This window comes from Grimontia indica, from assembly GCF_000333895.2.
In the GTDB taxonomy this organism is placed as follows: domain Bacteria; phylum Pseudomonadota; class Gammaproteobacteria; order Enterobacterales; family Vibrionaceae; genus Enterovibrio; species Enterovibrio indicus.
In genome coordinates, this window is sequence record NZ_ANFM02000018.1 from 127,436 (window position 1) to 140,940 (window position 13,505).

11 protein-coding genes are annotated in these 13,505 nt (G+C 43.8%); 2 read left to right on the forward strand and 9 right to left on the reverse strand.

Translation table 11 applies throughout. The features are described 5' to 3' along the window. Positions 1-81 precede the first annotated feature (81 nt). The 5 genes from D515_RS11870 to dctP all read right to left on the reverse strand — a co-directional run bounded on the left by D515_RS11870 (position 82) and on the right by dctP (position 6,354). Positions 82-1,878 carry a hypothetical protein gene (locus D515_RS11870; RefSeq protein WP_002538737.1) on the reverse strand — a complete coding sequence of 599 codons (1,797 nt, stop codon included), beginning with the start codon at positions 1,876-1,878 and terminating at the stop codon, positions 82-84. Between the two features lie 11 nt (positions 1,879-1,889). Next, positions 1,890-2,471, reverse strand: coding sequence for an outer membrane beta-barrel protein (locus D515_RS11875; protein WP_002538738.1), 582 nt, complete (start codon positions 2,469-2,471; stop codon positions 1,890-1,892). A gap of 1,032 nt (positions 2,472-3,503) precedes the next feature. After that, positions 3,504-4,796 carry a TRAP transporter large permease gene (locus tag D515_RS11880; RefSeq protein ID WP_002538739.1) on the reverse strand — a complete coding sequence of 431 codons (1,293 nt, stop codon included), beginning with the start codon at positions 4,794-4,796 and terminating at the stop codon, positions 3,504-3,506. Further along, complete coding sequence (locus tag D515_RS11885) at positions 4,793-5,332, reverse strand: TRAP transporter small permease (RefSeq protein ID WP_039849994.1); 540 nt, start codon at positions 5,330-5,332, stop codon at positions 4,793-4,795. Before D515_RS11885 ends, D515_RS11880 begins: the two co-directional genes overlap by 4 nt. Further along, positions 5,326-6,354 (reverse strand): TRAP transporter substrate-binding protein DctP, encoded by a 1,029-nt coding sequence (gene dctP, locus D515_RS11890; RefSeq protein ID WP_039849995.1) that lies wholly within the window; start codon positions 6,352-6,354, stop codon positions 5,326-5,328. Before dctP ends, D515_RS11885 begins: the two co-directional genes overlap by 7 nt. A gap of 100 nt (positions 6,355-6,454) precedes the next feature. On the opposite strand from dctP, the gene D515_RS11895 reads away from it, so the two are divergent. Next, complete coding sequence (locus D515_RS11895; protein WP_002538743.1) at positions 6,455-7,396, forward strand: LysR family transcriptional regulator; 942 nt, start codon at positions 6,455-6,457, stop codon at positions 7,394-7,396. A 130-nt stretch (positions 7,397-7,526) separates the two neighbouring features. On the opposite strand, the gene D515_RS11900 is transcribed toward D515_RS11895, so the two are convergent. Beyond that, a complete protein-coding gene (locus D515_RS11900) occupies positions 7,527-9,206 on the reverse strand; it encodes a YncE family protein (protein ID WP_002538744.1) in 1,680 nt (559 codons plus the stop codon). A gap of 732 nt (positions 9,207-9,938) precedes the next feature. On the opposite strand from D515_RS11900, the gene D515_RS11905 reads away from it, so the two are divergent. Next, positions 9,939-10,286: a hypothetical protein gene (locus D515_RS11905; protein ID WP_002538748.1), complete on the forward strand. Its 348-nt coding sequence runs from the start codon at positions 9,939-9,941 to the stop codon at positions 10,284-10,286. A gap of 121 nt (positions 10,287-10,407) precedes the next feature. On the opposite strand, the gene D515_RS11910 is transcribed toward D515_RS11905, so the two are convergent. The 3 genes from D515_RS11910 to D515_RS11920 all read right to left on the reverse strand — a co-directional run bounded on the left by D515_RS11910 (position 10,408) and on the right by D515_RS11920 (position 13,327). Continuing rightward, complete coding sequence (locus D515_RS11910; protein ID WP_002538749.1) at positions 10,408-10,842, reverse strand: hypothetical protein; 435 nt, start codon at positions 10,840-10,842, stop codon at positions 10,408-10,410. Between the two features lie 10 nt (positions 10,843-10,852). After that, positions 10,853-12,286, reverse strand: a complete 1,434-nt coding sequence (locus D515_RS11915; RefSeq protein WP_002538751.1) for an aldehyde dehydrogenase family protein — start codon at positions 12,284-12,286, stop codon at positions 10,853-10,855. Between the two features lie 87 nt (positions 12,287-12,373). Next, positions 12,374-13,327: a helix-turn-helix domain-containing protein gene (locus D515_RS11920; RefSeq protein WP_002538753.1), complete on the reverse strand. Its 954-nt coding sequence runs from the start codon at positions 13,325-13,327 to the stop codon at positions 12,374-12,376. Positions 13,328-13,505: the final 178 nt, after the last annotated feature.

Consider the following 13,505-nt stretch of genomic DNA (forward strand, 5'->3'; position numbering starts at 1 on the left):
TTTCCATCATTTGCCAGTTAGATTTTTGAGCATTCAGATGCATAATTCTGGTTCATGTCCGCCACTCCTATTCATCATTTTCTAATAGATATATACCCGCCCAGGTTTTAGATTTGGACTGTTATCCTTCGTCCCTCCTCTCCAACTAGGGGCTCCTACCGCTAGGGAGTTGCCATCTTCTGACAGGGAGACTGACCAACCGAACCAGTCATCTTTTAGAGGCTCTGTACCTTTGATATAGCCATTTTTCTCTTGTTCCCACTCACCATCTTCAAAGCTCAATATATAAACTGCGCCGGAGTTTCTTTCGTCGTTATTGTCATCAGCCTCATTTCCGTTAAAGGCAATTTCACCAGAATCCTGCCCTGGTGCTCCCACGGCAAGAGTGTTGCCATCACTGGATAGAGACACGGACCAGCCGAATGCATCATGGCCTGTGCTTGAATCCTTTAGATCATCAGGAATATTGCCGAAACTTTTATTGATGGTGTTGGGCTCGCTAAGGTTTCCATCCTTATAGCGATACACATACACAGTGCCCGTGCTTAATAAGGTAGTGTCATCATTAATTTTGGTGTCTGTTACAGGAGCTCCCACCGCGAGGGTGTTACCATCGTCAGACAAGGATATCGACGAACCAAAATTGTCGCCTTTCCTAGGGTTAGGTGCTTTTATGTAGTATTCCTGTTTCCAACTCACCTCTGTGTCTGAGGTGCTGAACAGATATACTGCGCCAGAATTTAAGGCGTCTTTGTTATCATGACGTGCAGCCACGACCAGTGTGTGACCATCTGCAGATAGCGCTACCCTGAGGCCAAACCTATTATACTTCTCGACATACTCTCCCTTAATGAGGGTCCCATTATCCCAGGCAGCATCAGTATAACGATAAACAAACGCTACCCCTCCGGTATGCACAGAGGCATTCGCATCTGGGTGCCCCACAGCCAAGGTGTTGCCATCTGCCGACAGAGAGACTGACAAGCCAAAACCTTTTCCCAAGTTTGCTTCTAGCGCCTTTATTTTGGCGCCTTTCAGCTTCCAGAGACCCTCACTTTCGTTATAGTGGTAAACATAAACAGCACCAGAGTTATCTGCGTGTGGCGCTCCAACAGCCAGAGTGTTAGCATCCTCCGATAGCGACACAGAATAGCCAAATCGGTCGTCTATGCTAGGTTGATCGGGCTCTAGTTTTTCTTCTTTGGCCCAACTCCCTTCTTTAAGGCGGTAAATAAAGACAGCTCCGGCGTTTGTGATCTTGTCATCACCACTGTAATTGGTAGTTGGTGATCCTACAGCTAGAGTGAGACCATCTTTAGACAGGGATACAGATCTGCCATATCTATCATGATGCTTCTCGTTGTCTAAATCTTTAATAGACGTAACAAGGTCTTTCAGTTGTATTGGAGTGAGCTCCTGTTCATTCGATGGTGTGACTCCATTATCATTTTTGGCAAGTACAAAGTATTTTGATTTACGCGCTTTGAGAGGACCCGAAAGTAATGGAGTCTTAAGCATCGTTTCTGTGGTTTTCCCTATGGGGTCACAATTATTCTGGAGACTGTTATCAAAACGGCATACGGTGTAACCGTTTGCCCCTTCTGAGCTGTTCCAGGAAAAAACAACCGGGGTATCAGCATCTCCTGCTCCAAATGTTCTGTTTTCGCCGCTAACGACCAATTTTGAGAGGCTCAGTGAACCTGGTGGTGTCGCCTGTGTTTTTGGTGGTGTTGGTGTTTTAGCGCTAAACGCCCCTTCTGAATTACAACCGCTGAGTGTCAGTGCGCCGAGGAGTGCGCCCAGAAAGACCACGCGACGCTGAATCTTTGCATGTGATACACAAGTTTCCAATACTGATTTAAGCATTTTAATGTTCATGATTAGCTCCCTTAAAATGAATCGCCCAGCGAGTAGACGACACTCAGCACGACACCATGACTGTCATATTGACCTGTCTTGTCATCACCAATCCCTTCGATAAACTGATAGCCACCGCTAAGGCTTAGGCTCGGTGTTAGGTCATACAACACACCGACTTCGGTTAGAAAGGAAATGCCTTTGGCCTTTAGCATGGCTTGATTAGGCGCTGTTTTGTCCATATCCCAGTAAGCTGCGCCCAGTCGTCCATATCCAGCCCAGCCCGTCTGCCAGTGATACTCATATCGGAGTGCTGCAGAAATTAGCTGAGTGTTGACATGCACACCCGTGGCTTTTGCGTCGAGTTTGCCGTGCTTCTGGTAGTCCAGGTCTAAGCCCCAGGACGGGGTAAGCATGACCCCAACTGAAACACCGGCAATGGTGCTTGTGGGCTTACTGGTGTGATAGCTATCATCTTCAGCCCATTGAGATCCGGCTTTGATGCCCAGGTTTAATTTTTCAACAGCATTCGCGTGAGCACTGAAAGCCATTGCTATACAGATAACCGCCAGCGAGCTGACGAATTTCTTTATTCTCGCTCTTTTTGCCGCCATGTTATTTATGCCTCATTTTTATTTAAGTAATAACAGCCCCCTATGGGTGTATTCCCATAGAGTGGTAGTTTGTGGTCGCACATTTAGTGTCCGCAAGTAACAGTATTACGTTTGTTATACTTAATATTTGATATCTAAATCGACCAGCAAGAAATATCCTATTGCTAACTATTAATTAATAGGAAGGCTCTCTGATCTTGGATTTATTTACCATTTCAATTTAATTGTTGAATACTAAATGATCAACCTGTAAAAAACTAAAATAAATAGGTGTCTCGAAAGTGAAACGCTCATGTAATTGAACGATGTTCGAATTTTATTTTCACGCTTTTTTGTCTATTTATACGTGCAGTAATTCTTTTTCTTAACTGTATGGTTTTTATTTCTTTAAAGAAGTTGAACGATCTTTAATGTCTCTAACTGTATGTATAATAAAGATTATTTTTTCTTTATGTGTTGATTTTTCATTAGGGTGCATTATTTCGTCTTTAGTTCAGTGTGACTTTTTATACACTTATGATTAAAATGTAATTTTTCAGTTTTACTGCGATTTTCTTATTCAATTTAAGAGGGGGCGGTGCTATTTATACATATTTGAATGCTGCATTAAAAAATATTATGAAGAGGGTGGTTTAACTTCGGATTTTTATTTTTTTATGATGTAATACAAAACTAATATCATCTAATGAATTTTTAATATAAAAGAACTGGAATCTTCTAATGTGCGATTTTTCGAGTTTGGGACCCGGGGTTTAATAAGTCTTGAGTGTGATTAATTTTGGATAGTGCCTTTACTTGAAGGTAAAGTTAACGCCACTATGCTGATACGATAGCAGTGCAGGATGTCTTGGTTTTATTAAACTTAATTTTTCTCTGTAACCAAAGGTCAACAGACTCTGGGGCCTTTACGGTTCGGATGCGGTGAGAATATCGAATCTTCATATCGTTTTGCTGTTTTGTCGGCGTTTAACGGTCGAGAAAACTGGTTCGGAAAGCGTTCGTTGGAGAGTCTTAAAACAACAGCTGCTGATTTCACATGATTTGGTTTGGAAGCCAAAGAACGATTTGAGGAAACCAAGTGATCATGGCAATGCCAGCGAGTAGTATCAGCCAATAGGGGATAGTGGCTATCGCAATTTCTCCAACACTCACTTTTGAGCAAGCAATTGAAGATAGCACAAATAAATTGGGTCCAACGGGAGGAGTGATCATACCTATTTCTATCAAAATGGTTATCAGCACACCAATCCAGATAGGATCGTAACCACAGCTAATGAGTAAAGGAGCGACAAACGGTGATGTCAGTAAAAGTATAGAGATACCGTCAAAAAGGCAGCCTACTGCAAGATAGAAGACGATGATGGCTATCAACACATAAGTCGCGTCGGGGGATATGGAGGTAATTGTATCTACAGCCATTCTGGGCAAGCCAAGAATACCAACTGCTTGTTTAAGGATGATCGCTCCCATCACCACAAAGACAATAGCGCCAAACTTGATCATTGTTGCCTGCAAAACTGAAATAAGGCGACAGACAGTCAGTTCGCCAACGGTGAAACCAAGTACAAGCAAGAACATAGCGCCAAAGGAAGCTGACTCGGTAGGTGTCGCTAATCCAAAGTATAAGGGTCCCAATATTGAGGTCATTAAAATCAAAAGAGGCCATATGTTGAGCAAGGAGCGCATGGTTTCTGCACCGCTATACTGAGCTTCTTGTTTGGGAGTAATGCCTTCTTTGGTCAAGGATAGAATGGCAATATATGCCATGAAAGCTAGTCCAAATAAAATGCCTGGGAAGATTCCACCAAGGAACAATTTGGCGATAGAAACGTCCATCAGTGCGCCGTATAAAATCAAGGCTATGCTGGGGGGGATCAATAAGCCAAGCGTTCCAGCTCCGGCTAAAGATCCTAAAACTGCATAGCGATTGTACCGACGAGAAATAAGTTCTGGATAGGCGGAAGAACCCACGGCTGCTGCTGTTGCTGTGGAGGTACCGCTGACTGCACCAAATAACATGCATACAGCGACATTGGTATGTAGAAGTTTGCCGGGAATACGCTGAAACAGAGGGCTTAAGGCGCGATAACTTTCAGATGCCATACCGCTCTCGAAAAAAAGATCGCCCACTAAAATAAACATTAAAATGGACGCTAATGTGTATTTGGTTAAATCTGTCCAGAGCACTTCAGCAGCCATCACTCCGGCGCCTTCACCAACCAGGAAATGTAATAGGACTAACCCGGTTCCACCAAGTATGAGCCCCAGAGTGGCTCCAGCAATGGCCAAACTGATTATGGTGGTGCAGAGAGCTCCCCATATCATGGTTTAGTTTCCTTGGAGGGCAATATAGAAGGTAGATCTTGGTGTTTGTTCACCATTAAATAGCATTCAACGATAGCCATGCTTCCCAAGCTGAATGGCATGACAAGCATCCATGGATAAAGCGCCATTTTGGTCATTTCGCTTCGAGATCCTAAAGAATGGGTGAATACAGCATTTTCTAGCCCATAGATGACTAACACACCAAGCATGATAATGAGGCAAAGCGCTGCGAGTTTTTTTAAAGCAGCTCTCAGCGGGATAGGTAAGACGTTATCGAATAGAGATATTTGGATATGTCGCGCTTCCCAAGTTGTCGCGGGTAAGCATAAAAAACAACTTGAGTAAAACAGAAACCCAACCAGTTCTTCTGTCGGTGACCAGGGAGCATAAAAGAAGTACCGCATCAGTGATGCCGTAAAGACAAGTAACACCATCAGTGCGGCAGCGCAAACAGCGAGCCATAATTGAACTTTTACAATCCAGTAAATGGCGAAGCCGGGCCATTTCAATGTGATTTTTTTATCACCTTTTAACATGACTGAGTGCTAATACACTCTTGCGGCTGGGTCATTAAGCTTTCATATACTTTCAGAGAAACCTCACCTCCTTCCTTCGCCATACGAAACCATACCTCATTCGCTGCAGTTACAAACTTCTCTACATCCTGTTTAGAAAAAGCAGGAAGTTGTTTGATGCCTCCCTTAGCGCGAGCTTCACGATTGGCAGTCTTAGCTGCGACATCGTTCAGTGCTTTCTTAAGCGTCTTGGCGCTGATCCATTGTCCGGCTTCACGAACTGCAGCCTGTTGTTCATCACTAAGGCGATTAAAAATATTTTTATTGACACCCAGGGCTACAGGTAATGAAGCAAATGGCACCAAAAAGGCCTCGTAAGGGGCAACCTCATGCAGTGATGCAAAAATACCAATTTCTCCAAGATACAAGGCGCAGTCTACTACACCAGTTTGGAGTGCCATGTACATTTCTGAACTTGGGATAATTTGTGCTGCAATACCTAGGTTGTTGAATGTTTCAACCTGTGCCGAAGTCCAAACTCTTAGCTTTTTTCTTTTTAGACCTGCAATCGTATTGATGGGGTTTTTACAAAATACAGATACGTCATACAGTGGTGGTTGAGCATAACCAACATACTCGATCCCCCAATTATCGAACACTGTCCTGTATGAATCTTCAATAACAGAAATTGCGGGTTCATGCGATTTAAAGTCTAAAAGTGCTCCTTCTATATATAAGGCACCAAATGCTGGGACATCACGTGATAAATAAGGAGGATACACAGCACCAGCACCTACATAACCACGCTTTAGTTGCCTGAGTAACTCAGTATTATCAAACCCTAATTCACCCATGTAGTGCATATTAAAATTGACAGATCCAGCAGTTAATTGACTGACTTTTTTAGCAAAGCTCCGCATGTCTGCAGATTCACTTCTTCCTTCTTTTATTGGAGAGTAAAAGGAAATTTCTTCAGCCTTGACTTGGAATAATGAGCTAATGTTAATTAATGTAAGGGTGAAGATAAGAACGCTCTTTTTCATTACAATACCCAAGTAACTCATTGTGGAAAAAACCATTTTAATTCAAGTGTCTTGATAATTATAGACACATTTTTTATCGTTGTTATGCAAAAGTGAATGAATGGAATCTAGAAAACTATATCGTGAAATCAGTGCTTTTTTAGCGCTTGCTCAGCATGAGAGCTTTACTAAGGCTGCAGAGTATCTGGGGGTTAGCCAACCAACCCTGAGTAGGCATGTGGCTAGATTAGAAAATAAAATAGGTGCGGAGCTTGTTTTAAGAGATACCCGAAATGTTGAACTGACAGAGTTGGGGAGAATTTTTGCGTCCGATTTAGCCAAGGGGGCGGATCGTATTCAATTGGCGTACCAGAGTGCGCAGAAAATGATAGAAGGTAAGAAAGGTACTTTAGCGATTGCTTACAATACAATTCCAATGAATACCTATGTTTTACCTATTCTGTTGAGAGATTTTCGGGCGTACTACCCAGATATAGAAACATCATTATATTCTATACCTTCCCATGAACAGCATACTGCGTTAGCTTCGGGTGATATAGATATAGCCTTTTGCAGCTCGCCTTTTTTGGAAAGTGGATATGACTACAAAACAGTTTCAAAACATAAGCTTATGGCAGTCATCTCGTCATCAGATTCATTAGCACAGAAAAATGAATTGAGACCAGATGATCTCTTGGGAAAAACGTTAATTCTTGGAGAGTCCAAAGCGTGGGAACCGTTCAACATCCAGATATTAGAATTTCTAAACTCATACTCTATTGAAGAAAATCCTATTATCAGAGCTTACGATTTCGATAGCCTTGCTGCATTGGTGATGTCCGGGAACGGCATCGGATTTTTTGTGGAAATTGCCAAAGAAATGCGTAGGCCTAGTTTGAAAGTTTTACCTATTGAAGGCTTCGACAAAGAGATATCCCTTTACATAAACTGGAAAACTAACTCTCCCAACCCCGCCCTTAGGTTATTTATAGAGCATGTTCTGAAAACAACGAACTCTCATGTCACTGAGGAGGGGGTTATTGATGAAATCTCGGGTTTATAATGATAATTACCGAACATTATAGTGTATGACATACAATAAAAAACGCGCCCAAAGGCGCGTTTTTATTTGATGGTAATTATCATTTACCTTAAATGAATATAGATGTTATAGCAATATCAACTTAGTGCCATCATTCATATTCACAGCCTGCTGGACCTTGAGGAGATGCATATTTATATTCGGTATAACCGCCCGATGAATTACATATTGCTCTTATGATGGTTATGCCGCAGCTATTAGTTCCATCTGGAAGTAATGATATGTTGGATTTAATATTGTAGTATGCAATTGCACCCGCGTTACTTGAATTACAGCCAAATTGTGGCTGGGGACCTCTTTCCCAGTCATCATAATAGTGTGCATACGGATATGATTCATCAGTATAATTCGCGTGCTTTTTATAAGTTCCGTTAGTTATCAAAAGTGCTTTCGCATAAGGTGCTTTACAGTCAAGTCTAAGCGTTGTTGATTGCGGATCATTGGTTGCTGTTACGTAAACAACTCCATTAGGTCCACAGCTATATTCATCGTCATCAAGGATTGTCGCTGTACCAATCAACTTGCTTGAGGTGTCATTGTTCATCCAGACTTCAAGCGAGAAGGTTTTCGCCGATTCCTTATTGTAGTCGCTAGTTGTGGGCACGAGCACTTGAAATCTATCCACTCCTTCTGGAATTGGCGCGGCCACGTTATTGACTAAACTTATACCAGAGCTGCCTCCTTCATACCTCACGACGACATTATCTGTATAATCTGTCCCTCGGAGTGCTGTACCGTTTTTTAATGCAAGAGTGACCTCTGTGTCTTCTGGAAGTGCTTTATCAAACGTTACGGTAAAGGTTGCATAGCTGCCTTCGTAAACTTTATTTCCAGAAACACCAGTTAACTCAGCTTTTTCGTCACTTTTGAACATAGTTCTGTCATAACATTCAGAATATTCAGTAGTGACCGTACCCATTGCGCTAATGCGGGTGGGAAAAAGACCAACACGTTTGGTTTCCCCGGTGGAAGGCTTAAGACGGAAAAGGTGGTTGCTGTTCACGTTACCAGATACGTTTTGGTTTTTGGCGGTAATCAACACTTGGCCATTTTGGTCTATTGCTGCTCCTGTAACAAAGTCCACATAGTGGAACGCTTTCAGCGTTTGAGCACCGGTTTCGGTGTTAATAACAAATGTTCTGCCGTTAGTAATGAACAACAGCTCTCCTTCGTGGAAAATAAAATCTCCCCAACTACTAAAACCTCCAGCCCTTAAACCGATATCAAAGGTCCCAATATCAGTAATCTCACCAGTTTCAGGGTTTACCTTAAAAATACTGCTGTTATCTGAGGCGAAAAGCTCTCCGGTAGCAGGATTAAAAGCCATTCGAGTAATCTGTTTTGTTGTTGTTGGGCCGTTGATATGTTCACCACTCTCTGGGTCGTAGTAAGCCAGTTGGTAACTTTCAACGGTTTTGGCGTGTAAGTCTAAGTTGTTCATTTGTTGATCAGTTAAAAGGCCTTCTGGCACTTCAACGTGATATGACTTGGGTTGAGGGGCGTTCGCATAGTAGAGACGATTAGTTATTGGGTTGAACGACATTGTTGGCGAACTAAACTTCGCGAGAGAATTAAATGTAGCTCGTGAAGATGCATCAGAATACGTGCTGTTGTCCATCACCTGTTTTTCTTTGATATCGATCAGCATTCCGACGTTTCCACGTCCCGCATTCATAGAATATACGTTACCTAAACATGTATCAGATGCTAGCGATGAAAATGGGTAGGCGCTGACGAGTGCTAGCGCAATACCATACTTCCTGAATGTCATAGTTAAGCTCCTTTACAAAACTGCCTAAATGATATTAAAGGTCAATAAGATTATTCTTATATTGATGTTTTTATGATCCCTGTAATAAGGATGCTTCTACTACTAGCAGCTAATTTGTTTTTTATAAATATAAATTAATTGATTTTAAGATCTTTGGTTTTTTATCATTAAAAAAGCATTAGACTTAATCTCATTGCTCCTCATTCCTATTTGGTATTAATATAAATAAATTCACCTTGATATTCATTATTGCATAAAATAATTTAAATCTGTTATTCAAATTTAAATAAATTTTCATATGGGATGGTTTTTATTTTGAATGAGCTTTATTTATGTTGGTTGATAATTTAAATATCTATTGATGCTTGCTTAGCTTTTGATGATTTCATCGATCCCAACGTATTTATATACTCACCTATGAACCAGTCTTTTGCCCACAACAATGATCCAAATGGAAAACGTAACGTCTGGCATTTGGGTAAACGAAGCAAAGGTGATGGCTTTATAGGCTGGATTGACGACTTTAAAGTAATTTCCAGAGCTTTGACCCAATAAGAGTATTGCAATCACGCTCGTGGCACCCTGGTCCGAATCAGAGAAAATGTGTTTTGGAATAGAATTGCAAGTAGGTATCCAGGGTCATCACATAAGGCAATTGCTGAACAAGTAGGTGATGATGGATCCGTTAGATATGCCTGTTATGTTAATTACAATGTAGAGCGCGGAGCAAATATGGCCCAAATCCCGAGAGGAACCGTGTCACTGCGTGAGGAAGTATTGGATATTCATAGGTTGGCATTCAATGAGGCGCGCCCGGATTCAAGTGAAAATGCGTTCTGTAAATCTTGCCATGTTGAAAGTGATGGGCCGCTGTCGCTTCAAGCGCTGAAATATTTAGGTTTGCCTGCGCAGGAAGACGATCGACGTCAGCCAATGCAACCCAACCCATTAATTTATGGGATTATACCCCCCAATTTGTTCGGTCCTGGTTTACCTGTCCGTAGGATTAATGATGACGTTAGGCAGAAAAAACCTAGAGGACACTTCGTTGATGAATGGGTTCTCGACAACAGCCAGTAATGGGACATCTAGAAAAGAACCCAAGATTAAATAAAGCTAATAGAAGCCGCCCTGATGGGGCGGTTTCTTTTATCTCGCTTATACCCAAACAACCTGAAGATGCAGGATTCGGCGAATATCTTCAGGTCGTTTGGGTATCTGTCCAGCCTAGCTCTTTCAACGCCCAGCCATCATTCCATATTTTGGTCATATGCGTGACTTTGCCTTCATCAGATAATTGCATCACATACACATAGTGGCTTGCACACTTTTTCCCTGTGGCCGCTACAGGCCCACCTTCTCCACTGTGGATACCGAAAAAGGTGCCAAAGAAAATCGCAGTGTTTTTGTCATGGTCAAAAGCAGAGGTGGTGAGCTCATAATGGCTGCCTGCCATAGGACCGTTGGTGATACCGTGCATCCAATGGGTGTAATCTTCCAGTGTTTGAATGTCAGTGAGGGCGAAAGCTTGGGAATCAAACCCGGCGTTGGGTTCAGCGAAGCCTTTGCAGGCCTCCCAACCTTTGCCTGATTCACAAGCATGAAAGAACTCGGTTGCGTTTTCAAATGCAGACATGATTTCTCCTTCAGTTAAATACCACCTGAATATCGGTGTATTCGGCTAATCCTTCTTCTCCAAACTCCACACCTAGACCTGAGCTTTTGACTCCGCCAAACGGTGCGTTGGGCTGGATCATGCCGTGGCGGTTTATCCAGACTGAGCCGCATTCGAGGCGTTTCGCGACATCTGCTGCGGCTTGTGTGTCTGATGACCATACTGAGCCGCCAAGGCCTGAACTGCTGTCATTCGCAGCTTGAATTGCATCTTCAATATTGGTGTAACGGATAATGGGGAGAGCGGGCCCAAATTGCTCTTCATCGACCAGCGAATCGCCATTTTCCAGCCCAGAGATAATGGTGGGTGGGAAAAACTGACCGTTTGCAGCTTTGCCACCGAGATGCACAGTGCCTTTGATTGCCGCTTCTGAGACAAGGCGGCTGATTTTTTCAAACTGAAAAGGGGTGCACAGTGGACCAAGAATGGAACCTTCATCCATTCCATCGCCATACGGAACCTGTTTGGCGAATTCCACCAATGCGTCGCAAACCTGGTCATGGATGCTCTCATGCACGTAAAGGCGCTTAAGCGCGGCGCAGGTTTGCCCATTGTTGATGAAGGCTCCCCAGAAAAGCCCCTCAGCGATGGCGTTTGGATCGGCATCATGCAGAACGATACCCGCGTCGTTTCCGCCCAATTCGAGGGTGAGTCTTTTCATGGAATCTGCGGCACTGCGCATGATGGACTTGCCTGTTGCTGTCGAACCGGTGAACACCACCTTACGGACATCAGGGTGTGATGATAGCAATTGTCCAACGCTGTTTTCGTTAGTGTCTTCACCCGCAACGGCATTCACGACGCCGGGTGGCAATACCTGATTCATCAACTCAACGAGCTTTAAAGTGGAAAGTGGGGTGTAGGGGGAGGGTTTTATGACGACGGTATTGCCAGTAACAAGCGCTGGCATGATGTGCCAAATAGCGATGAGTACCGGGAAATTCCAAGGCGTGATGGAGGCGACAACCCCCAAAGGTTTGCGGTGCAACTCAAGCCGGCCTTCTTCGTTATCTTGAAGGACCTTCACGCCCAGATTCAGGCTGGTGGTGTATTCGGCCCATGCGCAAGCGCCACCGATTTCCCAACGGGAGCCCAAGCCATTCAGCGGCTTGCCTTGTTCTTGGGTGATCAGTGTGGCTAAGGCCTCACTGTTGTTTTTGATTAGGGTGACGATTTGTTGGCAAAGTGCGACACGCTCTTCATGTGGAGTTGATGACCACGTTGGGAAGGCGTTTTTAGCTGCGGCGACTGCAGCGTCGACATCTTGTTGGTTTGATTGTGGTGCCAGTCCAACGATAGCCTGCGTGGAAGGGTTTAACACCTCAAAGTAGGTATCAGCACTTCTGCCTTGCCCATTCACTGTCATTAAATATGGCTTTGTAGGGTTCTGTGTTTCCGTACTCATGTTTCCAATCCTCGTTGATGAGTATGATTACCCCACCTTAGGATGAGTTAACTTGAGTGACTTGGAACAAACCGCCAAACTCATTGGCTATTGGCGACAGTTCACAATCGCGCCTGGTGCCATATCAAAACGCTTGTGGAACTCCTTGTAGAAGTAGGAGAGATCGCTGAAGCCGCAGTGGTAGGCCACGTTGGTCACAGAGCTGTGATCGTCGCTTTGAGACATGCCCATTAACAGCGCTTTTGCGTTATCAAGTCGGGTATTGATGAGTTTTCGGGTAGGTGACTCCCCAAGGGATTGAAACTGGCGTTGAAGGGTCCGACTGGATATCCCTAGCTTATCGGCAAGTTGGCACGCGTCGAATGCCGGGTCGTTAAAGTTTCGGTCGATCAGAGAGAGTGCCCGCCCAAGTACGCCTTGTTTTTCACGCTCGCTTTGGCTTTTCTGTTTTTCCTTCCCGTCGATGTAAATTCCTAAAAGGTCAAAAGTGGAATCCATCAATCGGGCGCAGGAGTCTGGCATGCCTTCCTCCATTGATTTTGCTACCACAGCAATAAGCGCGGTTCGCAAAGGATCGTCATGCTCCACCATCACGCCACCAGTAATGGCTTTTCCGTATCGGTGGAGCATCTCTTCACGTGGAAGGTGAATAGAGATTTGTCTGGAGGCATGACCATTCAATATAAAGCGGCTTGGTTGGGTAGAATCGACGACATATATGTCGCCGGGCAACAAGGTGTGTTGCTTGTGATTTTGCTCGACGACGCAACGACCTTCATCCTGAACCAGCATATAAAGATGATCACCAGGATCTTGTTTAATCATGCGTTCTGACCGTGTTACCTGACCCACATTCATGCAAACACTAATGGCTTCGTAGCGGGACAGCATGAAGGGCTCGAGCGCGCCTTGGAGAGAGGGGGTGTCGGTTTGTTTTGGCTCAAGTGCGTACTGCCCGCATGATGCAGTGATCATGGTTTGTAACTCGTCGAGGTGCACGAGGCTTGGCTTGGTTTGGCTCAATCTAAGATGGGATAACACGACAGCCCTCCTTGGTTGCGCGGTTACTCAGATTTTTCTGGTTCGAAATTTGGGTCTATTGAAAAAATTCGAGTCATCAAGGCTAAAGTGCAAAAAGTCGTCATGCTATTTGCCTTCGTTATTTATCACAAAAAGTTTACATCCTGTCGGCTGTCTAGCTGTTTCAGTACTGTGCTTC

What these genes read in the sequence shown, in the direction of transcription:
- D515_RS11870 (WP_002538737.1), bottom strand. Translation starts at nt 1,878, where the DNA reads ATGAACATTAAAATGCTTAAATCAGTATTGGAAACTTGTGTATCACAT.
- D515_RS11875 (WP_002538738.1), bottom strand. Translation starts at nt 2,471, where the DNA reads ATGGCGGCAAAAAGAGCGAGAATAAAGAAATTCGTCAGCTCGCTGGCG.
- D515_RS11880 (WP_002538739.1), bottom strand. Translation starts at nt 4,796, where the DNA reads ATGATATGGGGAGCTCTCTGCACCACCATAATCAGTTTGGCCATTGCT.
- D515_RS11885 (WP_039849994.1), bottom strand. Translation starts at nt 5,332, where the DNA reads ATGTTAAAAGGTGATAAAAAAATCACATTGAAATGGCCCGGCTTCGCC.
- dctP (WP_039849995.1), bottom strand. Translation starts at nt 6,354, where the DNA reads ATGAAAAAGAGCGTTCTTATCTTCACCCTTACATTAATTAACATTAGC.
- D515_RS11895 (WP_002538743.1), top strand. Translation starts at nt 6,455, where the DNA reads ATGGAATCTAGAAAACTATATCGTGAAATCAGTGCTTTTTTAGCGCTT.
- D515_RS11900 (WP_002538744.1), bottom strand. Translation starts at nt 9,206, where the DNA reads ATGACATTCAGGAAGTATGGTATTGCGCTAGCACTCGTCAGCGCCTAC.
- D515_RS11905 (WP_002538748.1), top strand. Translation starts at nt 9,939, where the DNA reads ATGGCCCAAATCCCGAGAGGAACCGTGTCACTGCGTGAGGAAGTATTG.
- D515_RS11910 (WP_002538749.1), bottom strand. Translation starts at nt 10,842, where the DNA reads ATGTCTGCATTTGAAAACGCAACCGAGTTCTTTCATGCTTGTGAATCA.
- D515_RS11915 (WP_002538751.1), bottom strand. Translation starts at nt 12,286, where the DNA reads ATGAGTACGGAAACACAGAACCCTACAAAGCCATATTTAATGACAGTG.